Origin of the sequence: Alcaligenes sp. MMA, assembly GCF_020907215.1 — a bacterium.
GTDB classification, from domain to species: Bacteria; Pseudomonadota; Gammaproteobacteria; order Burkholderiales; family Burkholderiaceae_B; genus Alcaligenes; species Alcaligenes aquatilis.
Genome location: NZ_JAJJPP010000003.1, coordinates 203,915 through 226,089, shown reverse-complemented (window position 1 = coordinate 226,089; position 22,175 = coordinate 203,915). Strand labels below are relative to the sequence as shown.

Here is a 22,175-nt window from a genome sequence, read left to right as displayed (position 1 = left end):
ATTTTTACTCATTAGTTTGTCACCAGATTTGTTATGTCATCCCCCTCAGAGCCCCTTTCTCCAGAAGTCCTGGCTGATTTAGCCATCGTTAAACGCGGCTGCGACGAATTGCTCGTCGAATCCGAGTTTGCTCGCAAACTGGCGCGCAGCCATGCAACGGGGCAACCCTTGCGTATCAAGCTGGGGCTGGACCCCACGGCTCCTGACATTCACCTGGGGCACACGGTGGTGCTCAACAAGATGCGCCAACTGCAGGATTTGGGGCATACCGTCATTTTCTTGATTGGTGATTTCACCTCAACCATTGGCGATCCTAGCGGGCGCAACACGACTCGCCCGCCTTTGACGCCGGAACAGGTTATTGCCAACGCCAAGACCTATTACGATCAGGCTGCACTGGTTCTGGACCCGGCCCGTACCGAAGTTCGCTATAACTCGGAATGGTGCGATAAGCTCGGTTCGCGCGGCATGATTCAGTTGGCCTCGCGTTATACCGTAGCCCGCATGATGGAGCGTGATGACTTCACCAAACGCTTTAAAGCGAATCAACCTATTTCGGTGCACGAGTTTTTGTACCCCTTATTGCAGGGCTACGACTCCGTTCAATTGAAAGCCGATGTTGAATTGGGCGGCACCGATCAGAAATTCAATTTGCTGGTTGGTCGTGAATTGCAAAAAGAATATGGTCAGGAACAGCAATGTATTTTGACCATGCCATTGCTGGTGGGTTTGGACGGCGTAGAAAAAATGTCCAAATCCAAAGGCAATTACATTGGTATCAGTGAAACGCCGGATTCCATGTTCGGCAAATTGATGTCCATCTCCGACACCTTGATGTGGCGTTACTTCGAGCTGTTGTCTTTCCGTAGTCTGAAAGATATTGCCGGTCTGCAAAAGCAGATCGAAGAAGGCCGTAACCCACGTGAAGTCAAAGTGGAGCTGGCACAGGAGATCGTCACACGTTTCCATAGCGCCCAAGCAGCCGCGCAGGCACTGGAAACGTTCGATGCCCGTTTCCGCCGTGGCGAAATGCCCGAAGATATGCCCGAGGTGACCGTGGCCGGTGAATTGGCCTTGTTGCGCGTCTTGCGCGAAGCGGGTCTGGTTGCTTCCGGTAGCGAGGCCCAGCGCAACGTGGAGCAGGGCGGCGTGCGCATCAATGGCGAACGTGTGGACGATAAAGGTTTACAACTGGAGCCGGGCAGCTATGTGCTGCAAGTGGGCAAGCGCAAGTTTGCGCGAGTCACTTTGACCGGCTGATTGATTGTGGAGGTCTGCAATGAAACTGCGTAGTGATTCTTTTCAAGATCAGAGCGTGATTCCCGAGCGTCTGGCATTTTGCCGTTACGACGCACAATCGAGAGTCGCCTTGGCCGGTAACGCCAATCCGCATTTGGAATGGTCCGATGTTCCCGAGCAGACCCAATCTTTCGTGGTTATTTGCCACGACCCCGATGTCCCTAGTAAGCCGGACGATGTGAATCAGGACGGGCGTGAGGTACCGGCGGATTTGCCTCGGGTGGATTTCTTTCATTGGGTCTTGATTAACGTCTCGCCCGAGCTGCGTAGCCTGGCAGAAGGCTCTTATTCCAAGGGCATCACGCCACGTGGTAAAGCCGGCCCACTGGCTCTGGACGATACGCGCCAGGGCGTCAATGACTTTACCAATTGGTTTGCCAGCGACCGCGACATGAACGGTGATTACTTTGGCTACGATGGCCCGTGCCCGCCGTGGAACGATGCCTTGCCGCACCGTTATGTCTTTACGGTCTATGCCCTGGATATCGCCGAGCTTCCTTTGGAAGGGCGCTTTACGGGTCAGGATGTGTTGCGCGCCATGGAAGGCCATATTCTGGGCCGTGCATCCCTGACCGGCCTATATACCGTGAATCCCCGTTTGATTCAGCAGCCCTGATTGCCCTGGGCGGACTATTTGAGTTTTTTTCATATTCTTTTGAGTCCGCCCGCTGCCGCCTTACTTATTTCCGCATTTTTTGGGGTTTCTGCCACCGGAGACGTTTGTCTGGGTGGTTTGATGCGCTTCCGCGCTAAAATATTGCTTTCTTAGTTTGCTACCTACTTTATCCTTAGGAACCCTCATGTTTGACCGTTCTGCGACTCTTGACAAAGTTGATCCCGATCTTTGGGCTGCGATCCAAAGCGAAGATGTGCGCCAGGAGCAGCACATCGAGCTGATCGCCTCGGAAAACTACACCAGCCCCGCCGTGATGCAGGCCCAGGGCACACAACTGACCAACAAATACGCGGAAGGTTATCCTGGCAAGCGCTACTACGGCGGTTGCGAGTTCGTGGATGTGGTCGAGCAATTGGCTATCGACCGTCTGAAAGAGCTGTTTGGTGCTGAAGCGGCCAACGTGCAGCCCAACTCCGGTTCGCAAGCCAACCAGGGCGTGTACATGGCTGTACTCAAGCCCGGTGATACCGTTCTGGGCATGAGCCTGGCTGAAGGCGGTCACTTGACCCACGGTTCCCCCGTGAATGCCTCGGGCAAGCTGTACAACTTCGTGTCCTACGGTCTGGACGAGAACGAAGAGCTGGACTACGACGAGTTGGAGCGTCTGGCCAAAGAGCACAAGCCCAAGCTGATCGTCGGTGGTGCTTCGGCTTACGCCCTGCGCATCGACTTTGAACGCATGGCTCGTATTGCTCATGAGAACGGTGCCTTGTTCATGGTGGACATTGCTCACTACGCTGGTCTGGTGGCTGGTGGTGCTTACCCCAACCCTGTGCCTTACGCTGACTTCGTGACTTCTACGACTCACAAGTCCCTGCGCGGTCCTCGTGGTGGCGTCATTATGATGAAGGCCGAGCACGAAAAGGCCGTCAATTCGGCTATTTTCCCCGGTATCCAAGGTGGTCCACTGATTCACGTGATCGCCGGTAAGGCCGTTGCTTTTAAAGAAGCCTTGGCTCCTGAGTTCAAGGATTACGCTGCTCAGGTCGTAAAGAACGCCGACGTGCTGGCTCGCACTCTGGTCGAGCGTGGTCTGCGTATCGTGTCCGGTCGCACAGAAAGTCACGTGATGCTGGTGGACCTGCGTCCCAAGGGCATCACGGGTAAGGTGGCCGAAGAAGCGCTGGGCAAGGCTCACATCACGGTCAACAAGAACGCCATTCCTAACGACCCTGAAAAGCCCTTTGTCACCAGCGGTGTGCGTTTGGGTACGCCTGCCATGACCACTCGCGGTTTCAAGGAAGCCGAAGCGGAATTGACGGCGCATCTGATTGCTGATGTACTGGACAACCCTCACGACGAAGCCGTTTTGGCGGACGTTCGTCGCCGTGTACACGAGCTGACTGCCAAGTTGCCCGTTTACTCCTCCAAGTAATCCAGCCGGAGCGGGCCGCAAGGCCCGCGATCTTGAATGAAGTGTCCGTTCTGCCACCATGCCGATACCCAGGTGATCGACTCTCGAATCACCGAAGAAGGCGACGCCATACGGCGACGTCGCAAATGCTCGGCCTGTGAACGGCGCTTCACGACTTACGAGCGTGCTGAGCTGAGCCTGCCCGTCGTGGCCAAGCGCAATGGCACTCGTATGGATTTTGATCCCACACGTCTGCGGGCGAGCATGGGTGTTGCACTGCGCAAGCGCTCTATCCCCATGGCTCAGGTCGATGCCGCCGTGCAGCGCATCGAAGAAAAACTTCAACTGACTGGCGAGCGCGAAGTCTCTTCCGAGACCATAGGCGAGCTGGTCATGGCCGAGCTCAAGCAACTGGACCAGGTGGCGTATGTGCGCTTTGCCTCGGTCTACAAGAGCTTCAAGGACATCCGCGAGTTCGTACAGGCGATCGACGAAATGAACGATCCCGACCGCGGCTAAGGCGATGGTCGAGCAAGAAGACGTCATCTGGATGCGGCAAGCCCTGGAGCTGGCCGAAAAATCCCTGTATATCAGTGCTCCCAATCCACGAGTCGCCTGCCTGATTGTGCGCGATGGCCAATTGCTGGCTTCAGGTTCCACGCAGCAGGCGGGTGGGCCTCACGCTGAAGTGATGGCCTTGCGCCAAGCCAAGGAGCGCGGCGTCAATGTGGCCGGTGCTACTTTCTATGTCACTCTGGAGCCTTGCAGCCATCACGGACGCACGCCTCCTTGTGCCGATGCCTTGATTAAGGCTGGTGCCGGACGAGTCGTCTTTTCCATGTACGACCCCAACCCCTTGGTGGCAGGCAATGGTGTTTCTCGCCTGCGTCAGGCGGGAATTACGGTAGATGGCCCTTTGTGCGTCGAGCAAGCGCTGGCGATCAACGCTGGTTTCTTTGCCCGCATGACACGTGGACGCCCCTGGTTGTGGATGAAAATGGCCGCCTCGCTGGATGGCCGCAGTGCCTTGCCCGATGGCAGCTCTCAATGGATTACCGGGCCGCAGGCGCGTGACGATGGTCATCATTGGCGCGCTCGCAGTTGTGTCGTGTTGACGGGTATAGGTACGGTTAACGCGGACAATCCGCTAATGAATGTACGGGCGGTTTCTACGCCACGTCCACCCATCAAAGCCGTACTGGACACGCATTTGCGTCTGACCCCCAATGCTGCCTTGCTGGATGGCACGCTTTGCTGGGTATTTAGCCATCGTCGGGATCCCGAACGCGAAGCCGAGTTGGCAGATCGCAATGCACAAGTCATTCCCATGCCTTTGCACGAAGGTCAGGTGGATGTGCGCGCCGTTCTGGACTGGATGACAGATCAGCAGATCAACGAAGTCCACGCAGAAGCAGGGGCGCGTCTTTCTGGTGCCTTGATTGATGCAGGTGTGGTTGACCAGTTGCTGATGTACCTGGCCCCCAAGATTCTGGGGCAGGGACGAGGCGTGGCCGATATTACCGAGCTGGCCGGGCTGGACGATGTAGAGCCGTTCGAGTTTACCGATGTGCGCTTGCTAGGTGCCGATCTGCGTGTTCTGGCACGCCAACGCGATCATTGGGAAGCCTTGCTGCGAGCCGTCGGTGGGGCGTATCCGCCGGACTCGGAATAAGTCAGGTATTGCTGTTCGGCCTGGCGGCCAGATATTGCAAAGAGCATGCCTTCAAGCCTGTGAATTTGAGCCTACCGTTTTTCCGACCCTATCACCTTGACTGTGGCCTTGAGGCAAGTGCCGATGGTCGTTTGATTAAGTCTGCCGAGCAGTATCAATCGTCTCTTTAGAAGCAGGCCAAGAGTCCGAACTCACGATAAATTGAGACCAGGCTTATCCTACGGTTCAGCAGTCAGTAACCACTCAGCAACAAGGCTTAGCCCAAAAAAATTTCAGCACTTGCCTTATAAGGATAAGTGCTGCTATTATTATGGACTTGGCATTAGCAGCTTCAAATTGCTTGGCCAGAAAAAGCAAGTAGGACAGGTGGCCGAGTGGTTGAAGGCGCACGCCTGGAAAGCGTGTATACGTTTATAGCGTATCGGGGGTTCGAATCCCCCTCTGTCCGCCAGAATTCAAAAGCCCCCGCACAGCAATGTGCGGGGGCTTTTTGTTGGGTGTTTTTTACAGGATCGGTGAAATTAATAATTCATTTTCAGGCCGATTCTGTGTCGTCACTACAAAACAAAATGATCGCTGACTGGGGGCAGAACAAGATCAGCGCGGGTCTGGACAGTGTTGCCTTTGCTTCTCCCTCCATTTGGACGGAGGCAGTGTTTCGTGTTGCCGCCAGGCGGCGCGAAATGATTGCAGGCTGGCGAAACCGCAATGCTCGGTAATTCGCTCAATAGACCAGTCGGTATCCATAAATAATTGGCGCGATCGGTCCAGTCGCATGATTTGTTGGTATTGCTTCAGACTGATGCCGCATTCTTTCATGAACAGACGGCTCAGATGCCTGTAGCTGACTGAAAACTGTGCTGATAAGGATTCCTTGAGCGGGGTCTGGACCGTCGTCTGCTGTGCCAACCAGTCTTGCACGGCATGAATCAAGGGGTGCTGGTGATTGCGATAGCTCAGATGGACACTTAACTGCGGGTCTGCTTCCAGACGCCGAAATTGAATCAGATTTTCGCGCGCGATGCGTGCGCTGATGGCGCTGCCGAAATACTGAGTGATCAAGTGCAATGCCAGATCGATGCCCGCAGAAACGCCAGCCGAGGTGTAGATCGGGCCATCCTGCACAAGGATGCGTTTGTTGATAACCCGCGCTTGTGGCGCAAGTTGTTGCAGCATTTTGAGGTGATTGTGATGCGTCGTGCAGAGGCGGCCATCCAGCAGCCCTGCTTGTGCCAGCTGTACAGCACCCGTGCACACGCTGGCGATCAAGACTCCCGGCGGCAGCCTCCCTCCGATCTCACTGAGCCATCGCGTCACTTTTTGCTGGGCTGAGGTAGCGGGGAGTTCGGCCTGGATTTTGCTTCCGACTACGACAATGACATCCCCTTCGATTAGACGTTTCGGGAGGGGCGCGATCGCGTTCAGACAAAGCCCTTGGTAGCTTTGTATGTGGGACTCCGGTCCCACACACTGGATTTTTATGTCGGCTATATCCAGCTCTGTTAGAGAGGCAAAGATCTGCATGGGCCCTCCCAGATCCAGGATGTGCATCTGGGGAAGGATTACAAAGAAAATCCGCTTCATGGCTTATTCGGATGAATCATTGATTTGATTGACTCATGTTATCGCCTTTTATTCTTTTTCTTTAATGGTGTTTTTTTTCTATTTATGTCCTGAAACAGTCTGGAGCTTGGGCAGTCGAAAAACTACGCTAAGCAAGAACTTTTTACATGGAAAGGATTTGTCCTTGTGGCGGAAGAATCAAGAGTCATTGAGCTGCATTGGAATCCAGCTTTTATGGGATCAACCGGCTCCGGGGTGCTAGAGCTGATCAATAAGACTGTCGCTGATAACGGCACGCTGGGGTTTGCCTCCGAGCTTTCGGGAGAGCAGGCGCACATGTTCCTGGACGCTCTGAATCGCAGGGTTGCAGACGGCGATACGCAAGCCTTGTATGCGACCTATGCAGGTCAGCCCGCTTTCTTTGTGATGATGAATTTGAGTGGCATGCCCAATTGCCGACATAGTGCCGAGTTAGCCAAGGCTGTCGTGGCTCCGGGGTTTCGTGGACAGGGTTTGCCAAAACAGGCGTTGCGAGCCTTGATCTGCCGAGCTCGGGAGTTGGGCATCGAGCAGTTTGTTTTAGATGTGCGCGAGGGGTCTCGGGCACATCGTTTATGGACTCGATATGGTTTTCAGACCTGGGGGATTTTACCGGACTATGCCCGTGTGGCCGGACAGGTTTTTGCGGGTCACTACATGTCGCAATCCATAGAAGTGCTGGCCCAACGCATGGGAATTTAGGAATTCTTAAAAAGGATCTTGTAAATGTTGAGTAAGTCAGAATTTAAAAATGAGCTTGAAAGTACATTGCATGGCCATCTTACTTTGGCTCATCCTATCTTTATTGAATTGCTCAATACGCAGCAGCCTAATAAGAAATTGTTGAAGCAAGTGGCTTTGCAAGGTTATCAATTGACCAAGCATTTTCTGCATTATGTGGAGCACCTTTTCTTCTATTGCCCGGTCCCAAAATTCAAGCGGGCTTTGCTGGTTAATGTGTATGAAGAAGAGACGGGCCGCCTCTCCCAGACAGACAATCACGTCGTTTTGATGCAGAACTTTATTCGCGCCCTGGGAGTTAGTGATGAAGAGCGCGACGCCGCAACTCCGCTACCCGCCACGCAAGAGCTGATTGATTATCGACTGAGAGCGGTCGAGGATCCGCAGCGCTACCACGTGGGTGCGGCAGCCGTCATGATTGCCAGCGAAGGCCAAAACCTGGAGACCAAGGCCGGGGAGGCGCGCCACACCTTGCTGGGAGAAGTTTACGGCTTGCAGGAAAAAGATCTTTTGTTCTTTTCCGTACACCAGGAAGAGGATGTTGGCCATGTCATGCAAGGGCTGAGTTTGGTGACCGAGCTCTGTAATACTGAAAAATTGCAGAAAGAAGCCTTGGAGGCCGTGGACCATACCTGCAAGTTGTTCTGGAATATGTATGACAACCTGCATCGAGAGTATTGCCAGCCCAGCACCATTCGTCTGAGTTGATTGGGTGCGCCACTAAAAAACTGGGGTAGATGCTGCTTCATGCAAAACAAGAATGTGATCCGCTCTCTGGTCGGGTTGGGATTTTTGGCCATGTTCCTCTCTAGCGCGTTCAAAGGGGTTTTCCAGGTCTATTTCAATGACCTGGCTCTCTCTTTTGAACGCGGCCGATCAGACTTTGGTTTTGTTGGCGGGGTATTCCTTTTGGTATCCGGGCTGGTATCGCCGATGGTCGGCGCCTTGTCTGATCGTTTTGGGCCTATTTGGACCGTATTGATCGGCAGCGTGCTTGGAGGAGCCGCCTTCCTTTTGCTTGGCCTCATGCCTCATCAATATTGGCTTTTTGTCATCCTGTATGGGCTGCTGGCCGCGTTTTCTCTTGCGGCGATGACGTTTGTGCCCATGGGGATATTGGTTGATCGATTGTTCGACCAGAGACATAAAAGTTTTGCTTATGCCTTGATCACCAATGGCACGGCCATTGGATTCATTGTTCTTTCCCCATTCTGGTTGTGGTTGCAAGCCCATTTCGACTGGCAGCAGGTATTTTCTGTGGTCGGTCTGCTGTTTCTGGGGCCTTTGGCGGTGCTGTTCTGGTTAGGTGCGCGTGTGCCCTTGCCTGTGAAAGAGCCTGCTGGAAATGCCCCCGAGAAGCGCGTTGGCACCTGGCCTGTCGTGTTGCGTGACCCTGGCTTTTATGTCCTTGCCTTTGGTTTCTTCGGATGTGGAGCGTCGATGGCCTTCATTGACGTGCATCTGGTGCCTTTATGGCGGGACGCCGGGGTCAGCCGCTCCAGCATGGGGATGAGCCTGAGCCTGTTTGGCGTGTTGGAAATGATTAGCGGTTTGGCCGCTGGCTGGTTGGCAGTGCGTTTTGCCCAGCACCGACTACTGGCGGCTTTCTACGTACTACGTTGTCTGGCCATGACTTTGCTATTGGCTCCCTCCGGAATAGTGACGACCTACGTGTTTGCCGCCGTATTTGGGGCCAGTTATCTCGGAACTGTCATATTGACGTCCGCGATCTGTCTGGGTCGCTATGGAGGCGCCGTCAAGGGGCAGGTATTTGGCATGCTTTTTCTGGTTCACCAGATAGGCGCTTTTGGATCCGCTCAATTAGGTGCTTATGGCTATGACCGTCTGGGCAGTTATCAGGCGACGGTGATGGTCCTGGCAATGCTCACTGCGATCGCTGGTGTTTCTTCACTCTTTCTATCGTCTGTTGTGTTTCGACGGACTCAATCTGAATTCAGCTGAGATATCTATCATGTTCAATGACCAACGTGCTACCCAAATGCTCAGGATTGGACAGGATGCCGATTTTTCCGACAGCTTTTGTGAGCCGCTTGCGCTGACGTCTGCCTATTCTTTCAGCTCAGCGAGGGAGGCGGCCGCTCGTTTTGGAGGGACGGAACCGGGCAATGTCTATAGTCGATTTACCAATCCGACAGTCAACACGTTCGAGCAGCGGGTTGCCTTCCTGGAGGAGGCCGAAGCGGCGGTGGCGTTTGCATCCGGCATGGCGGCACTGTCAGCGGTGGTGATGGCGTTTGCAGCGAGTGGTAGCAATATCGTATGCGCACGTGATGTGTTTGGCACGACCTTGATCATGCTGCGCCAGCATTTTGCTCGCTATGGCATTGAAGTGCGTGTCGTCGGCATGCTGGATTACGATGCTTGGGAAAAGGCGATCGACAGTGATACATGCCTGGTTATGGTGGAAACCCCAGCGAATCCGATGCAGCATGTCGCCGATATTGCCCGGCTGTCACGCATGGCTCATGCCCATGGGGCATTGCTGCTGGTAGACAGCACCATGCTGACCCCTATTTTGCAGCGGCCATTGCGGCAAGGTGCAGATCTGGTATTGCATTCTGCCGGTAAATATATGGATGGTCACGGTCGGTGCATTGCCGGTGTGGTGTGTGGGGCCGATGCATTGATGCAGCCGCTGCGGTCGGTGTTGCGTTCGCAGGGAGCGTGCTTGAGTCCGATGAATGCATGGTTACTGCTCAAGAGCCTGGAGACGCTTGAGTTGCGTATGCAGCGCATCAGTGCTAACACACTGTCGATGGCGCGCTGGCTGGATAAGCATCCGAAGGTAGGTTCGGTGTTTTACTCGGGCTTGGAGTCGCACCCCTGCCATGAAATTGCCTGCGCGCAGCAGGCCGGTTTTGGTGGGGTAGTCAGCTTTGAAGTGGGTATGAGCCAAAAAGAGGCTTGGGCTTGTATGGATGCTTTGCAGTTGATTTCAATCGCGACCAATATTGGAGACACACGCAGCATGGTCACGCACCCAGCATCGACGACGCAGGGGCGTTGGTCACCAGAGGATCGTATGAGCTGCGGGATTGGGGATAATCTGCTGCGCTTGTCCGTAGGTTTGGAATCGCTTGCCGATTTGCAGCAGGACATTGATGTGGCACTCAAGATTGCTCTTGAGCAGAAGAGTCAGAGTTTGCAGGGATGCTCCTTGCTTGAGACGCTGGAATGAGGGGGGCAGATGTTTTTGACACTGTTATTTTCAGCCGTACTGACTTTCCATGTGCTGGTGCTGTCACAGGGTGGGCGGCGCCGAAAGCAATGGTTTTGGTATGTTTTTATTGGCTTGTTCGCTTTGTTGCTCAGCTTGCAGATTGACTTCGCCGTTCTGAGCGACCGCCGGATTGACGGTCTCGCCTTTGGTGGTTCATGTGGTTGATGGCTTTTGGCAAGTGCTTGAAAGGCGGATAGGTCATTATCACGGTGACGGTTGACTGGGATCCTGTTACCGGATAAGCCAATTGGTTTGAGCTCATCCGGCACCAGTTTCATTGGGACACCTGACTAGGCAAGCTTAAGGCAGCAGACTCAGGCGGTCGACTTCAAACTCCGTCTTGCGCAGGCCTTTGTCGAATTCCCCAGTCAGTTCCACTTTTTGCTCAGCACTGATGGTCTGGCCAGCCGGGAAGTCTTCGTTGTCGATCTCCACGGTTATACGGCCGGTGGCATCTTCAAAAATGTAGCGTTCATCGCCTTCAAACGAGACCAGACGACCTTGTAAACGTGCGATTTGGTCGTCGCGGCCGGTCTCCAGCAACTGCTTGACGGTCATTAGTGGCACATTGTTGGGGCCGGAATAAGAGCCAGCGGCGCTGCTCGCCTGGGGTGCATTGTTTGGGCCGGTGTAGCTGGCGGGTTGTGCGATAGCAGCGCTGGCGCTCAGGGCAAGGACGGCGGCGAGGGTAGGTAAAGTGAATCGCATGATTGGGTTTCCTGTATCGGGTTATCGGGTCAATGTTCCGCCGATTGCGGAATAGTGTTAGTAGAACTCCTGAACCTGAAGGCAATCTTAAGACTCTTAACGGGGTGGAAAATCCAGTATGACACTCAGGCCCTGGCCGTCCAGCCCATCTTCAAAGGACAATTTGGCATTGTGCAAGGCCGCGATGCGGGCCACGATAGACAAGCCCAGGCCGTTGCCGGCTTGGCCGGTGCCCAGTACGCGAAAAAACCGTTCTCCCAGTCTGGCCCGTTGTTCGAGGGGAACGCCAGGCCCCTTGTCCCGGACCGCAAGGCGTACACCGCCATCGTGTCTGCGTGTCGTTTCGATTCGTACCCGGACGCCTGCGCCGCCGTAGCGAATGGCATTGCCAATCAGGTTGCGTAAGGCGCTGCTTAACAATACCGGCGCAGCCTGCAAGCTTGTCACGGCCAAGGCTCTTTCCATGTTCACTGACACCGAGGGCAGGGATGGGCTAAGGTTGTCCAGGATTTGATTCAGGTCTACGGTTTCACGTTTCAGAGGTTCTGCCTGTGGTTCCAGTCTTGTCAGGGCGAGCAGACTTTCTACCAGGGCGGTGCAGCGATCCAGATCAGCGCGTAATTGCTGTAGATGGGCATCAGGTAGTTGCAGTTCGCGTTCAATTAATTGAACGCGCATGCGCAGCCCAGCCAAAGGGGTACGCAGTTCGTGGGCGGCATCGGCGGTAAAGCGCCGCTCACTTTCCAGTGCTGTGGATAGACGTGCCATCAAGGTGTTGAGGGCATCGAGCATGGCCTGCAGTTCACGGGGCGGATGGCCACCCTGCACGGGCGTGAGGTCATCGGGGGATTTGGCGTTGATGCGTTTGACGGTATCTTCCAAAGGACGCATCAGGCGTCGGATCAGGAACCAGCTTGACAGGCCCAGCAGCGCCAGCAGTCCCAACACGGGCCAGGCTAGATTTTCTGCCATATCCTCCAGCAGTTCCAGACGCTCTTCCATAGGTTGGGCGACCTGGGCGGTCACGCCTGCCGACCCAGGGCGCACGTAAACCCGCCAGAGTTCATCATCGACCCGGACGGTGGTGGTTTGCTTGCTGTGTGCCTGCGGTAAAAAAGCCGTTTCAGGTGTGTCGTCGCCGCGCAGCAGCACACGGCCATCTGCCGCGACCAACTGGTAGTACATGCGCAGTTTGAGCGCCTCGTCACGGTTCAGGCCTGTGCCCGTTGTATTGGATCCGGGTGAAGTCTCCTGCGGGTCCAACATCAAGACCAGACGGGCACCTTCCTCCAGTGCGTCATCAAGAACATCACCGGTAGCGTGCCAGGCGACACTGACCACAATGGAAAGGCTGACCAGCCACAGGCCAATACTGGTTCCCATTACGGTCAGCAGCAGACGACGCCGTAGGGACCAGCCTTGCGGGCGTGATGCCGAAGCATTCGGGCTGGAGCGGGTACGCGTCAGTTTACGGAGCAGATGTTTCATGCGGGGGCCAGCACATAGCCTTGATTGCGTACAGTGACAATGAAGTCACTGCCCAGTTTCTTGCGCAGATTGTAAATATGGACTTCGATCGCGTTGCTCTCCACTTCCTCGCTCCAGCCATAGAGGGCTTCTTCAAGCTGAGCGCGGCTCAAAATATGGGTGGGGTGGTGCATCAAGGCCTGCAGAACAGCAAATTCGCGTGCGGTTACAGCCACAGGCTGATCGTTCAATGTGACACGCTTGGCTGTCGGGTCAATGGCGACGGGACCGTGACGCCATTCGGAGCTGGCCTGTGCTGCGCTGCGACGCAAGGCCGCGCGTACTCGTGCGGATAGTTCTTCCAGGTCAAACGGCTTGACCAGATAGTCGTCTGCTCCCAGATCCAGGCCCTGCACTCGGTCTGCCAAGGTATCGCGTGCGGTGATCACAATGACGGGAACGTGGGCATGAGGACTACCAGCTCCTCGCAAGCTACGCAAAACGGCATCGCCGTCCAGGCCGGGCAGGCCCCGATCCAGCAGGATGCATTGATAGGTATGGGTTGCCAAGGCCGTGGCAACTTGATCGCCGCGTTGTAACCAGTCCACAGCATAGCCGTCCATATGTAGCCAGGACTGCAAGGAACTGCCCAGCGAGGAATCGTCTTCGATTAAGAGAATACGCATATGCACAGCCTGGCAGGGAAAGATGAAGGGAATCTGATGCTAGTGTGAGGCATGGCGCAAAGCAGCCGCAAGCGCAGAAGGGCTTGTACGGCTGCTTTGTATTGTAAAAGCAGGCAGACTCTGTGTTTCCCGCCCTGATCAGGGTGCTAGATGCTGCGCTGTTGTACCCGCGCTGACAGTTCCTGTGCCGTCTCCTTGCGTTCGCTGTATCTATCGACCAGATAATCCGCACAGTCGCGTGTCAGCAAGGTGAGTTTGATCAGTTCTTCCATGACATCGACCACCCTATCGTAGTAGGGGGAGGGTTTCATGCGGCCTTGGTCGTCAAATTCCAGAAAGGCTTTGGCAACGGAGGACTGGTTGGGAATGGTGATCAGGCGCATCCAGCGGCCCAGGACGCGCATCTGGTTCAAGGCGTTAAAGGACTGGGACCCGCCAGAGACTTGCATGAGCGCCAGTGTTTTGCCTTGCGTTGGGCGTACGGAGCCGATGCTTAACGGAATCCAGTCAATTTGTGCTTTCAGGACACTGCTCATGGCACCGTGTCGCTCGGGCGAAGTCCAGACCATGCCCTCGGCCCACTGTACACATTGACGCAGTTCCTGCACTTTGGGGTGCTCATCTGTTGCGCCATCGGGCAAAGGCAACTGGTGTGGGTCAAAGATCTTGGTTTCGGCACCCATTGCGTTCAGCAGTCGCGCCGCCTCTTGCGTCAACAATCGGCTATAGGAGCGTTCCCTCAAAGAGCCGTACAAAAGCAGAATTCGAGGCGCATGCGTAGCCCGCCTTGGAGGCGGCAACTCTGACAGTGTCGGGCTCGTAAAAGCGTGCTCGTCCAGATTGGCTAAGTCAGGCTGGCTCAATTCTTTGTCCTTTTTCATCAATGACGGCTTGGCCGTCCTCTTTCCGGAATGCGCCTTGCTGCGGCTGGGGCAGTATTTCAAGCACCTGTTCCGAAGGGCGGCACAAGCGTGTGCCCAGCGGTGTGACCACAATGGGACGGTTGATCAGAATGGGGTGCAGCAACATGAAATCAATCAGTTGTTCATCACTCCATTTGGGGTCGCCCAGTTGCAGCTCTTCATAAGGTGTTCCTTTTTGGCGCAGGACTTCGCGTACGCTCAGGCCGCAGTCTGTTATCAGCCTGATCAGTGTGGCGCGGTCTGGTGGTGTTTGCAGGTACTCGATGATGGTGGGCTCTTGACCACTATTGCGGATCAGGCCCAGGGTATTGCGCGAGGTGCCGCAGGCGGGGTTGTGATAGATGGTGATGTTGCTCATGGCCTTGTGCTCGATGTCAGGGGGTTAGTGGGCGATACCTAGCCGTAGGGCCAAGGCCGCCAGAGTGATCAGCAAGACGGGGGTGGTCAGGATGGCTCCTACCTTGAAGTAGTAGCCCCAGCTAATTTTTGTGCCTTTCTGGGCCAGTACGTGCAACCAGAGCAAGGTGGCCAGACTGCCTATGGGTGTGAATTTGGGCCCCAGGTCACTGCCGATGACATTGGCGTAGATCATGGCTTCTTTGACGGCGCCCTGGGCGCTGGAAGCATCAATGGACAGGGCCGTGACCAGGACCGTGGGCATATTGTTCATGACCGAGGACAACAGGGCAGACAGGACGCCTGTGCCCATGGCGGCTCCCCACACGCCAGCCTGGGCGAACTCATCGAGCAGCAGGGCCAGATGGTTGGTCAGCCCGGCATTACGTAGGCCATACACCACCAGATACATGCCCAGCGAGAACACGACGATTTGCCAGGGCGCACCGCGCAGCACTTTCCTTGTGCTGATGACTGTGCCACGAGCGGCAACCGTCAGCACAATGATGGCTCCGGCAGCGGCAACGACACTGACGGGAATCCCCAAGGGCTCCAGTGCGAAAAAACCTGTCAGCAGTAAAGCCAGCACGATCCAGCCTGCCTTGAAGGTCGCCATGTCCGTAATGGCTTGTGCGGGTGGTTTCAACTGCTCAAGGCGATATTGGGCAGGAATGTCACGTCGGAAATACAAGATCAAGACGAGCAGGCTGGCCAGCACGGACACGATATTGACGGGCACCATGATGGCGGCGTAGTCCGTGAAGCCCAGTTTGAAATAGTCGGCCGAGACAATGTTGACCAGGTTGGAGACGACCAGTGGCAAGCTGGCCGTGTCGGCAATAAACCCTGCCGCCATGACAAAGGCCAAGGTCGCGGCGGGCGAGAAGCCCAAGGCCAGCAACATGGCCATGACAATAGGCGTCAGAATCAGGGCAGCGCCATCGTTGGCAAACAGGGCAGACACGGCAGCGCCCAGAATCACGATAAATGCAAAAAGCCTGCGTCCACTGCCTGCCCCCCAACGGGCAACGTGCAGTGCGGCCCATTCAAAGAAACCGGCTTCATCCAGCACCAGGCTGATGATAATGATTGCTATAAAAGTAGCGGTTGCATTCCAGACGATACCCCACACCACAGCCAGATCGCTCCACTGCACCACACCTGAAAGTAGGGCCGCGGCCGCGCCCAGAGAGGCGCTCCAGCCTATGCCCAAGCCTTTGGGTTGCCAGATGACCAAGATCAGGGTGGCAAGGAAAATCAGGACAGATGTGAGCATGGCAAATTTTGTCGTCAGGGGCAGGCGGTCAGGCCTTGGGTATTAGGCCAACAAGCGGTTGGTTGAATTGAATCGGTGTTAGTTGGCTTTTTTAGGGGCGTTGGCACAAGTTGGGCGCTGTAAGGCAGTGTTCACCCTGACAGCAGTTCTCAGTCAGGTAGGCCAGTAGATCGTTCATGGCGGGAAAGGTGGCGCTGTAGAGCAGGTTACGGCCTTGGCGCTCGCTATGAATCAAGCCGGCATTACTGAGTTCTTTCAAATGAAAGGACAGGGCATTGGGAGCGATGCTTAACTGTTCGGCCAAGGTGCCGGGTGTCAGCCCGGACGCACCGGCTACAACCAGTGCGCGAAATACCCGCAGGCGGGCTTCGTGGGCCAAGGCGGCCAGGGAGCGGATAACGTGAGATTCTTCCATGGGCATATAATACAATAATTCAACAATTATTGAATAGTTGATTTGTGTACTGGTGGTTTTTTCAGACTATTTGTCTACGCGGATGGCAAAGGCAAAGCCATGATTGTGTTTTGGGAGGGCACCGTAAGGTGTCTGGTGCTGTCTGTGAGTAGGGCTATGTCGCCATCTGCTCGCTCAACCAGTCAGCAAAGACTTCTGCACGTGGGTTTTGATCCAGAGCCTGCGGGGAGAGCAGGTAGTACGCCGAGCCGTCGGGGATAAAACCCTGCGGGGCGATAAGCTGGCCGCTTTGCAATTCGTCCTCCACCATCAGATGCGACACGATCGCCATGCCTTGCCCGGACAAGGCCGCCTGAATACACAAATAAAAATGTTCCAGTTCCAGCTTGTTGGCAGCGCGTATGGGCTGGCCACTAAGTCGCGCCCAAGTGGCCCAGGCCTGGGGTCGAGAACTGCTCTGTATCAGCACCTGTTGGGCCGTGTCCTGCGTGTGGGGGTATTGCGCTTGGCAGACAGGTCCTATTCGCTCCTCGCATAACTTCAGGCCGCAGACCGAGTCCGCCCAATGAAAGTCGTCGCGGCGTATGGCCAGATCCACCCCCATTTGCGCGAAGTTCACCGGCCCTCCGGCTGTAATCAGATGCACGGTGATATTGGGGTGCAAGGCCTGGAAACCCCCCAGACGCGGAATCAGCCACTTCATGGCAATAGTGGGCTCGCAGGAGACGGCCAAGGCATGTTCGCGCTGGCTTTGTTGCAGTTGGTGAACAACATCTTCCAGGCGTTCAAACATAGGGGCGGTGACATGCAAGAGCTGGCGACCTGCAGGCGTCAGAAATACGGCCCGATTGCGCCTTTCAAACAGCTCGACTCCCAGCGATTCTTCCAGTGCACGAATTTGTCGGCTGACAGCGCCGTGCGTGACATGGAGTACTTGCGCTGCCTGCACAAAACTGCCTGCCTGAGCCGCCGTATCAAAGTAGCGAAAAGCCGTGAGGTTGGGAATTTGCATAGTCGATGAAAACTCACAGAAATGATGCAGTAATTATCGTTTTTAAATTAGCACAGGATTATCAATAATGACATCCTGTGATGGCGAGATTGGGACGAAATAAATAATTTTTTGGCTAATGAATTTTCTGAGTTTGACGAAATATTCGTTGTTGGAGCAGGAATAAAAAATAACTTGAAAGTTAGATGTAGCCATAAATTATCTGAAAATATTCTCTGTTTCTGAGAGAAATCTGTTTTTCGACAGTGAGGTCCTGTGGGCAGAGATTTTTCCATTAGTAGGAGTGTAGGACTGATACTGCATTCTGGCTGTATGAACAGTCGTTCATAACGCCGATTTCATCAAACTTAGGCTTGTTAAATATGCATGAACTGTTGGCGGTTGCCACCATTACTATCCTGGCTGTGATCAGCCCAGGCCCAGACTTTGCCATGGTCACTCGTAATGGCTATTCCTTTGGTCGCAAGACTGGTCTGATTTCAGCCTTGGGCATTGCGGCCGGCGTGCAAGTGCACGTGGTTTACACGGTGTTGGGGGTAGCGATTCTGATTACTCAATCTCCCACTCTGTTTTGGATGATGAAGGTGGTGGGGGCGGCGTACTTGATGTACCTGGGCTATCAGTCTTTCAGTAACCGCGCTGTGCCTGATACCGATGGTCAAGCAGTTTGTGTGCCCACCGCCTGGCAGGCGTTTGGTATGGGTTTTTTAACCAATGCCTTGAATCCTAAAACCATGTTGTTTGTGGTGGCGACTTTTACTCAGTTGGTACAGCCGAATGCACCATTCTGGCTGAATTTTGCCTATGGTTTCTGGATGTCCTTTGCTCATTGGGTCTGGTTCAGCGTGGTGGCTCTGGTGTTTTCAGATAAACGCTTGCGGGCCGCCATGCTGGCTCGGCAAAGATGGCTGGACAAGGGAATTGGTGTAGCCTTGCTGGGTCTGGGTGCATCACTGCTATTTGCCAATTCTGTCTCCTAGGGGTGGCTTGCTTGATGGCGTTGAGTTGGATAGCCAAGCGGTGTGAATAGCCTGATTGTTCAGGTTTTAATAAGTTGTTGTTAATTGTTTTTTGAAATTATGGTTGGGTTTTTTTGTTATTGTGGTGATTTTTTTTGTACGGCAATTAATATTGAAAATTTAAATAGATAGAAAATAATATAAATAAAGTTTAAAAAAGAATATCTGTTATTTTTTGTTATTTATGGATGGGTGTGTCGGTATTATCGACAAGTTGCAGTATCAGGTTTTGCACACGACTTGTAGATAGGGAGACACGAATGACTTGTCATCATATAAACGCAAAAACAGTAGCGGGTTACGGTCTGATTTTATTGGCTGCCTTGCAGGGCCATGCTGTGGCCCAAAGCCCGGAACCCAGGCTGGATACCAGCCAGCTTTATGCGGACGTACATTTCCATGCATCCAACTATGCCATGCAGGGGATTCCTTTAAAGGAATATGCAGAAAGGTATATGGGCGGCAATTTGCAGCAGATTGTGCGCTCGACCATCATGCCTATTCCTTTGCAGCAGCGTTGGGATGGGTTCGAGCTCTATCAGGCTCCGGGCCCTGGCAATCAGATGTACGGGCCCAATTACTATATTGGCCCTAAGGCCGACCTGTATTACTACTCCTTTGTCGATGCCATGTTTGCCCGCGAGTACGAGCGGCTGCCACCCCAGTATCAGGAAAAACTGGATGTCATGATCACGGCGTTCAACCCAATGGACGTCTATGCCTCGCAACATATCAAGCGTGCGGTGCTTAGTTTTCCAGGCGTGTTTGCCGGGGTGGGCGAATTCACCATTCACAAGGAGCTGGTGTCCAGCAAACTAGCCGGTGAAACGGTAGAGCAAACCAAGGCGCCCTCCGTGCCCTTGCCTCCGGACGCGGGTGATGGCAGCAAGGTGTCGCTCTATTCCGAATCCCTGGAGTATCTGTTCAAAACGATCGAGGAAATTGGCCTGGTCGCGATTTTGCACAACGATATGTACCGGGTAGAGGTCAATTATCAGGGTGAGCTGGAGCATGCCTATCCCGATCAGGACTATGTGGAGGGTTTGAAACATGTGTGCGGACATGCACCCAAGGCCAGAGTGGTATGGGCGCATACTGGATTGGGGCGTTTTGTGAAGCCGACTCAGGATCACATTACGCGCGTAAAGAAAGTGTTGGATGCTTGCCCAAGCTGGTCTACCGATATTTCCTGGGATCTGGTGCAGGACTATATGCTTCACCCCGAACCCGGAATGCCCAGCCGCCAGGATTGGCTGAATTTCTTCAAGGAATACCAAAACCGGATTCTGTGGGGCTCGGATGTGGTGATCTTCACGCGTAACCGCTTTGAATCGACCCCTCCCACGTCTGTGACGCCGGGTGGCTTGATGTCGCCAGAGCAGTATCACGCGGACTTGTCCAAGATGCGGGACTTCCTGGGAGAACTGCCTGTGGAAGTCGGTAACAAGATTCGCTATGAAAACTATCTGGGCCTGTTCAACCGTGCCAAGTTCTCTGTAAGGGCGTGGGAGCGTGAGAATGCGGGCCTGAATATCTGGGACATTCCTACCCCTGTTCATCCTTGAAAAGGCCCTGCTGTTGAGGCTGGTCATCAGCAGCTTGCGTGCAGCGGGTAATTTGCAGGAAAGACGTGGGTTAGCAGTAGTAAGCGCAGCAGTCTGAGTCTTCCATTTGCACAAAAATGAATTATGTTCAGGCTGCTGCTAAAGCGGTGTTCTTCACAGAAGCCTTGCTATTTCAGTGCTAAGTGCCTTGAAACAGAGCGACCATAGCCATAGCCATAGCCAGAACCCAAGCCTATGTCTCTGATCCTGGCAAAAGCCAAGGTAAAGGTACAAGCAAAAAAACTGCCCCCCGAAAGTTGGATAACTATCCACACCTTCGGAGGGCAGTTTGCTATCGCACTTCAAGGCCGCCTAGATTGGCTCCTTGATTGTGCTGTCTGACGCTGGGTTTGATGCCTGCCTAGGCGTCGCTTAAACCACCTTGTTTTGCGTAGCCAGTTTGTCCAGATCTTCTTGAATCAGCTTGCGAATAGCGGTTTTCAAGAGTTTGCCGGTTGCCGTGTGGGGCAGTTCATCTACCACGATCAGCTCGTCAGGAATGCTCCATTTGGAGACTTGTTCTGTAAACAGATCAATCATGTCCTGCTTGGTGAAGGTGGCATCGTCTTGCAATTGCACCACCAGAACCGGGCGCTCGCCCCAGCGCTCGTCAGGCTTGGCCACCACGGCGGCTTCCTTGATTGCCGGGTGAGCCTGAGCAATGTTTTCCAGCTCGATCGAGCTGATCCATTCACCACCGGATTTCACCACGTCTTTTGTGCGGTCCACGATCTGGATAAATCCGTCTTTATCGATGGTGACCACATCGCCTGTATTGAACCAGCCATCTTTTGTGTGGGCGGAACTGTCCTGATTGTTGAAGTAAGCGCTGGCAATCCAGGGGCCGCGCACCATCATGGCACCAAACATTTTGCCGTCGCGCGCAATGGGCTGGCCATCGTCGCCATCTACCCGGAACTCGACGCCAAAGAGCGGACGCCCTTGTTTGGCCAGCAGTTTGAGTTTTTCGTTCTCAGGCAAGGATTCGTGCTGGGGCAGCAAGGCGGCGGCCAGACCGACGGGGCTGGTTTCAGTCATGCCCCAGGCGTGGCGCACTTTTACGCCCAGCTTCTGGAAGCGGGTAATCATGACGGGTGGTGCAGATGAACCGCCAATGACCAGACGTTGCAGGCTGCTGAAGGTTTTGCCATTGGCCTGCATCCAGTCCAGCAGGCCTAGCCAGACGGTAGGTACACCGGCCGTCATGGTGACGCCTTCATTTTCAAACAAGGTGTGCAGGCTGGCGCCGTCCAGTTTTGGACCGGGCAAGACCAGTTTGGCGCCCACCATCAAGGCAGCGTAAGGCAGGCCCCAGGCGTTGACGTGAAACATGGGCACAATCGGGGTAATGGTATCGGAGGCCGACAGGCACAGGGCATCGGGCATGCTCAAGGCAAAGGCATGCAAGATGGTGGAGCGATGGCTGTAGAGCACGCCTTTGGGGTTGCCCGTGGTGCCGGAGGTGTAGCACAGGCCCGATGCCGTGTTCTCGTCAAACACCGGCCAGTCGAATTCGTCTGGTTCGTTGGCGATCAGAGTTTCGTAGCAGGTCAGATTGGGTAGCAATTCTGACTTGGGCATGTGCTCTTCGTCCGTCATGATGACCACGGCTTTGAGCTTGGATAAGGGCTCGGCCAGAGCCTCCAAAATCGGCAGGAAGCTCAGGTCAGCAAACAGGACGCTGTCGCCAGCGTGTTCAATGATGTAGCCGATTTGATCCTGAAACAGACGCGGGTTGATGGTATGACATACCAGCCCGGAGCCTGAGACGCCGTAATACAGCTCCAGGTGACGATAGCCGTTCCAGGCCAGGGTGCCTACGCGGTCTCCTTGCTGCAAGCCCATTTTCTGAAGCGCATTGGCCAGTTTTTGGCTGCGCTTGGACAGGTCTGCATAGGTGTAGCGGTGGATATGGCCTTCTACCGTTTGTGAGACAACTTCGCGGTCTGCGTGGTAGTTGGCCGCATGACGCAGTATGGATGACACTAACAGCGGGGTATTCATCATCATGCCAAGCATGGTTTTCGTCCTCCCTGGGGGTCAATCAAACAAAACTGACGGGCCTTCAGACGGTGAGTCTACGC

21 protein-coding genes and 1 tRNA gene are annotated in these 22,175 nt (G+C 54.5%); 12 read left to right on the top strand and 10 right to left on the bottom strand.

Annotated features, from left to right (window positions below; genetic code table 11):
- Positions 1 to 33 precede the first annotated feature (33 nt).
- From tyrS to LNA76_RS13570, 6 genes are all read left to right on the top strand, one after another.
- Positions 34 to 1,260: a tyrosine--tRNA ligase gene (gene tyrS, locus LNA76_RS13595; RefSeq protein ID WP_230019272.1), complete on the top strand. Its 1,227-nt coding sequence runs from the start codon at positions 34 to 36 to the stop codon at positions 1,258 to 1,260.
- A 19-nt stretch (positions 1,261 to 1,279) separates the two neighbouring features.
- On the top strand, positions 1,280 to 1,915 hold the full coding sequence (locus LNA76_RS13590; protein WP_094197706.1) for a YbhB/YbcL family Raf kinase inhibitor-like protein: 636 nt from the start codon (positions 1,280 to 1,282) through the stop codon (positions 1,913 to 1,915).
- A gap of 184 nt (positions 1,916 to 2,099) precedes the next feature.
- Positions 2,100 to 3,350, top strand: a complete 1,251-nt coding sequence (glyA, locus tag LNA76_RS13585; RefSeq protein WP_094197705.1) for a serine hydroxymethyltransferase — start codon at positions 2,100 to 2,102, stop codon at positions 3,348 to 3,350.
- A gap of 36 nt (positions 3,351 to 3,386) precedes the next feature.
- Positions 3,387 to 3,848 carry a transcriptional regulator NrdR gene (gene nrdR, locus LNA76_RS13580; RefSeq protein ID WP_230019271.1) on the top strand — a complete coding sequence of 154 codons (462 nt, stop codon included), beginning with the start codon at positions 3,387 to 3,389 and terminating at the stop codon, positions 3,846 to 3,848.
- A gap of 4 nt (positions 3,849 to 3,852) precedes the next feature.
- Positions 3,853 to 5,001, top strand: a complete 1,149-nt coding sequence (ribD, locus tag LNA76_RS13575; RefSeq protein ID WP_094197703.1) for a bifunctional diaminohydroxyphosphoribosylaminopyrimidine deaminase/5-amino-6-(5-phosphoribosylamino)uracil reductase RibD — start codon at positions 3,853 to 3,855, stop codon at positions 4,999 to 5,001.
- Between the two features lie 360 nt (positions 5,002 to 5,361).
- Positions 5,362 to 5,452: transfer RNA gene (locus LNA76_RS13570), tRNA-Ser, on the top strand.
- Positions 5,453 to 5,598: 146 nt separating this feature from the next.
- Here LNA76_RS13570 and LNA76_RS13565 read toward each other — a convergent pair.
- Positions 5,599 to 6,585 carry a GlxA family transcriptional regulator gene (locus LNA76_RS13565; protein ID WP_094197702.1) on the bottom strand — a complete coding sequence of 329 codons (987 nt, stop codon included), beginning with the start codon at positions 6,583 to 6,585 and terminating at the stop codon, positions 5,599 to 5,601.
- A 213-nt stretch (positions 6,586 to 6,798) separates the two neighbouring features.
- Here LNA76_RS13565 and LNA76_RS13560 point away from each other — a divergent pair, with 213 nt between their 5' ends.
- Genes LNA76_RS13560 through LNA76_RS13545 form a run of 4 tightly spaced genes read left to right on the top strand, consistent with a single transcriptional unit; the run spans position 6,799 to position 10,543 of the window.
- Positions 6,799 to 7,305 (top strand): GNAT family N-acetyltransferase, encoded by a 507-nt coding sequence (locus LNA76_RS13560; RefSeq protein ID WP_094197701.1) that lies wholly within the window; start codon positions 6,799 to 6,801, stop codon positions 7,303 to 7,305.
- A 24-nt stretch (positions 7,306 to 7,329) separates the two neighbouring features.
- Positions 7,330 to 8,052, top strand: coding sequence for a TenA family transcriptional regulator (locus LNA76_RS13555; RefSeq protein WP_094197700.1), 723 nt, complete (start codon positions 7,330 to 7,332; stop codon positions 8,050 to 8,052).
- Between the two features lie 39 nt (positions 8,053 to 8,091).
- Positions 8,092 to 9,306: an MFS transporter gene (locus LNA76_RS13550; protein ID WP_230019269.1), complete on the top strand. Its 1,215-nt coding sequence runs from the start codon at positions 8,092 to 8,094 to the stop codon at positions 9,304 to 9,306.
- 10 nt (positions 9,307 to 9,316) lie between these two features.
- Positions 9,317 to 10,543: an aminotransferase class I/II-fold pyridoxal phosphate-dependent enzyme gene (locus LNA76_RS13545; protein ID WP_230019268.1), complete on the top strand. Its 1,227-nt coding sequence runs from the start codon at positions 9,317 to 9,319 to the stop codon at positions 10,541 to 10,543.
- Positions 10,544 to 10,885: 342 nt separating this feature from the next.
- Here LNA76_RS13545 and LNA76_RS13540 read toward each other — a convergent pair whose 3' ends face one another.
- The 8 genes from LNA76_RS13540 to LNA76_RS13505 all read right to left on the bottom strand — a co-directional run bounded on the left by LNA76_RS13540 (position 10,886) and on the right by LNA76_RS13505 (position 17,468).
- Positions 10,886 to 11,293 carry a YgiW/YdeI family stress tolerance OB fold protein gene (locus tag LNA76_RS13540; protein ID WP_094197697.1) on the bottom strand — a complete coding sequence of 136 codons (408 nt, stop codon included), beginning with the start codon at positions 11,291 to 11,293 and terminating at the stop codon, positions 10,886 to 10,888.
- Between the two features lie 96 nt (positions 11,294 to 11,389).
- Positions 11,390 to 12,781 (bottom strand): ATP-binding protein, encoded by a 1,392-nt coding sequence (locus tag LNA76_RS13535; RefSeq protein WP_230019267.1) that lies wholly within the window; start codon positions 12,779 to 12,781, stop codon positions 11,390 to 11,392.
- The gene (locus LNA76_RS13530; RefSeq protein WP_094197695.1) at positions 12,778 to 13,446 is read right to left on the bottom strand and encodes a response regulator transcription factor; all 669 of its coding nucleotides are present in this window, start codon (positions 13,444 to 13,446) and stop codon (positions 12,778 to 12,780) included. The genes LNA76_RS13535 and LNA76_RS13530 overlap by 4 nt, the downstream gene beginning before the upstream one ends.
- A 146-nt stretch (positions 13,447 to 13,592) precedes the next feature.
- Entirely contained in the window at positions 13,593 to 14,327 is a 735-nt protein-coding gene (gene arsH, locus LNA76_RS13525) for an arsenical resistance protein ArsH (RefSeq protein WP_442778985.1), read from the bottom strand.
- Positions 14,296 to 14,727, bottom strand: coding sequence for an arsenate reductase (glutaredoxin) (gene arsC, locus LNA76_RS13520; RefSeq protein WP_094197694.1), 432 nt, complete (start codon positions 14,725 to 14,727; stop codon positions 14,296 to 14,298). Before arsC ends, arsH begins: the two co-directional genes overlap by 32 nt.
- A gap of 24 nt (positions 14,728 to 14,751) precedes the next feature.
- Positions 14,752 to 16,041: an arsenic transporter gene (locus LNA76_RS13515; RefSeq protein ID WP_125277704.1), complete on the bottom strand. Its 1,290-nt coding sequence runs from the start codon at positions 16,039 to 16,041 to the stop codon at positions 14,752 to 14,754.
- 91 nt (positions 16,042 to 16,132) lie between these two features.
- On the bottom strand, positions 16,133 to 16,456 hold the full coding sequence (locus LNA76_RS13510; RefSeq protein WP_230019266.1) for an ArsR/SmtB family transcription factor: 324 nt from the start codon (positions 16,454 to 16,456) through the stop codon (positions 16,133 to 16,135).
- A 154-nt stretch (positions 16,457 to 16,610) separates the two neighbouring features.
- Positions 16,611 to 17,468 carry a LysR substrate-binding domain-containing protein gene (locus tag LNA76_RS13505; RefSeq protein ID WP_108728564.1) on the bottom strand — a complete coding sequence of 286 codons (858 nt, stop codon included), beginning with the start codon at positions 17,466 to 17,468 and terminating at the stop codon, positions 16,611 to 16,613.
- A gap of 362 nt (positions 17,469 to 17,830) precedes the next feature.
- Here LNA76_RS13505 and LNA76_RS13500 point away from each other — a divergent pair, with 362 nt between their 5' ends.
- Together LNA76_RS13500 and LNA76_RS13495 are read left to right on the top strand one after the other, a co-directional pair.
- Positions 17,831 to 18,448 (top strand): LysE family translocator, encoded by a 618-nt coding sequence (locus LNA76_RS13500; protein WP_230019265.1) that lies wholly within the window; start codon positions 17,831 to 17,833, stop codon positions 18,446 to 18,448.
- Positions 18,449 to 18,747: 299 nt separating this feature from the next.
- On the top strand, positions 18,748 to 20,052 hold the full coding sequence (locus LNA76_RS13495; protein ID WP_230019264.1) for a hypothetical protein: 1,305 nt from the start codon (positions 18,748 to 18,750) through the stop codon (positions 20,050 to 20,052).
- 411 nt (positions 20,053 to 20,463) lie between these two features.
- Here LNA76_RS13495 and LNA76_RS13490 read toward each other — a convergent pair whose 3' ends face one another.
- Entirely contained in the window at positions 20,464 to 22,110 is a 1,647-nt protein-coding gene (locus LNA76_RS13490; RefSeq protein WP_094197688.1) for a long-chain-fatty-acid--CoA ligase, read from the bottom strand.
- Between the last annotated feature and the right edge of the window lie 65 nt (positions 22,111 to 22,175).

Excerpts from the sequence above, each read along its gene's own strand:
- nrdR (WP_230019271.1), top strand. The coding sequence starts at position 3,387 with ATGAAGTGTCCGTTCTGCCACCATGCCGATACCCAGGTGATCGACTCT.
- LNA76_RS13550 (WP_230019269.1), top strand. The coding sequence starts at position 8,092 with ATGCAAAACAAGAATGTGATCCGCTCTCTGGTCGGGTTGGGATTTTTG.
- LNA76_RS13560 (WP_094197701.1), top strand. The coding sequence starts at position 6,799 with ATGGGATCAACCGGCTCCGGGGTGCTAGAGCTGATCAATAAGACTGTC.
- LNA76_RS13500 (WP_230019265.1), top strand. The coding sequence starts at position 17,831 with ATGCATGAACTGTTGGCGGTTGCCACCATTACTATCCTGGCTGTGATC.
- LNA76_RS13590 (WP_094197706.1), top strand. The coding sequence starts at position 1,280 with ATGAAACTGCGTAGTGATTCTTTTCAAGATCAGAGCGTGATTCCCGAG.
- LNA76_RS13505 (WP_108728564.1), bottom strand. The coding sequence starts at position 17,468 with ATGCAAATTCCCAACCTCACGGCTTTTCGCTACTTTGATACGGCGGCT.
- glyA (WP_094197705.1), top strand. The coding sequence starts at position 2,100 with ATGTTTGACCGTTCTGCGACTCTTGACAAAGTTGATCCCGATCTTTGG.
- LNA76_RS13555 (WP_094197700.1), top strand. The coding sequence starts at position 7,330 with ATGTTGAGTAAGTCAGAATTTAAAAATGAGCTTGAAAGTACATTGCAT.
- LNA76_RS13495 (WP_230019264.1), top strand. The coding sequence starts at position 18,748 with ATGACTTGTCATCATATAAACGCAAAAACAGTAGCGGGTTACGGTCTG.
- arsC (WP_094197694.1), bottom strand. The coding sequence starts at position 14,727 with ATGAGCAACATCACCATCTATCACAACCCCGCCTGCGGCACCTCGCGC.
- LNA76_RS13535 (WP_230019267.1), bottom strand. The coding sequence starts at position 12,781 with ATGAAACATCTGCTCCGTAAACTGACGCGTACCCGCTCCAGCCCGAAT.
- LNA76_RS13510 (WP_230019266.1), bottom strand. The coding sequence starts at position 16,456 with ATGGAAGAATCTCACGTTATCCGCTCCCTGGCCGCCTTGGCCCACGAA.
- ribD (WP_094197703.1), top strand. The coding sequence starts at position 3,853 with ATGGTCGAGCAAGAAGACGTCATCTGGATGCGGCAAGCCCTGGAGCTG.
- LNA76_RS13530 (WP_094197695.1), bottom strand. The coding sequence starts at position 13,446 with ATGCGTATTCTCTTAATCGAAGACGATTCCTCGCTGGGCAGTTCCTTG.
- LNA76_RS13515 (WP_125277704.1), bottom strand. The coding sequence starts at position 16,041 with ATGCTCACATCTGTCCTGATTTTCCTTGCCACCCTGATCTTGGTCATC.
- arsH (WP_442778985.1), bottom strand. The coding sequence starts at position 14,327 with ATGAAAAAGGACAAAGAATTGAGCCAGCCTGACTTAGCCAATCTGGAC.
- tyrS (WP_230019272.1), top strand. The coding sequence starts at position 34 with ATGTCATCCCCCTCAGAGCCCCTTTCTCCAGAAGTCCTGGCTGATTTA.
- LNA76_RS13540 (WP_094197697.1), bottom strand. The coding sequence starts at position 11,293 with ATGCGATTCACTTTACCTACCCTCGCCGCCGTCCTTGCCCTGAGCGCC.
- LNA76_RS13565 (WP_094197702.1), bottom strand. The coding sequence starts at position 6,585 with ATGAAGCGGATTTTCTTTGTAATCCTTCCCCAGATGCACATCCTGGAT.
- LNA76_RS13545 (WP_230019268.1), top strand. The coding sequence starts at position 9,317 with ATGTTCAATGACCAACGTGCTACCCAAATGCTCAGGATTGGACAGGAT.
- LNA76_RS13490 (WP_094197688.1), bottom strand. The coding sequence starts at position 22,110 with ATGCTTGGCATGATGATGAATACCCCGCTGTTAGTGTCATCCATACTG.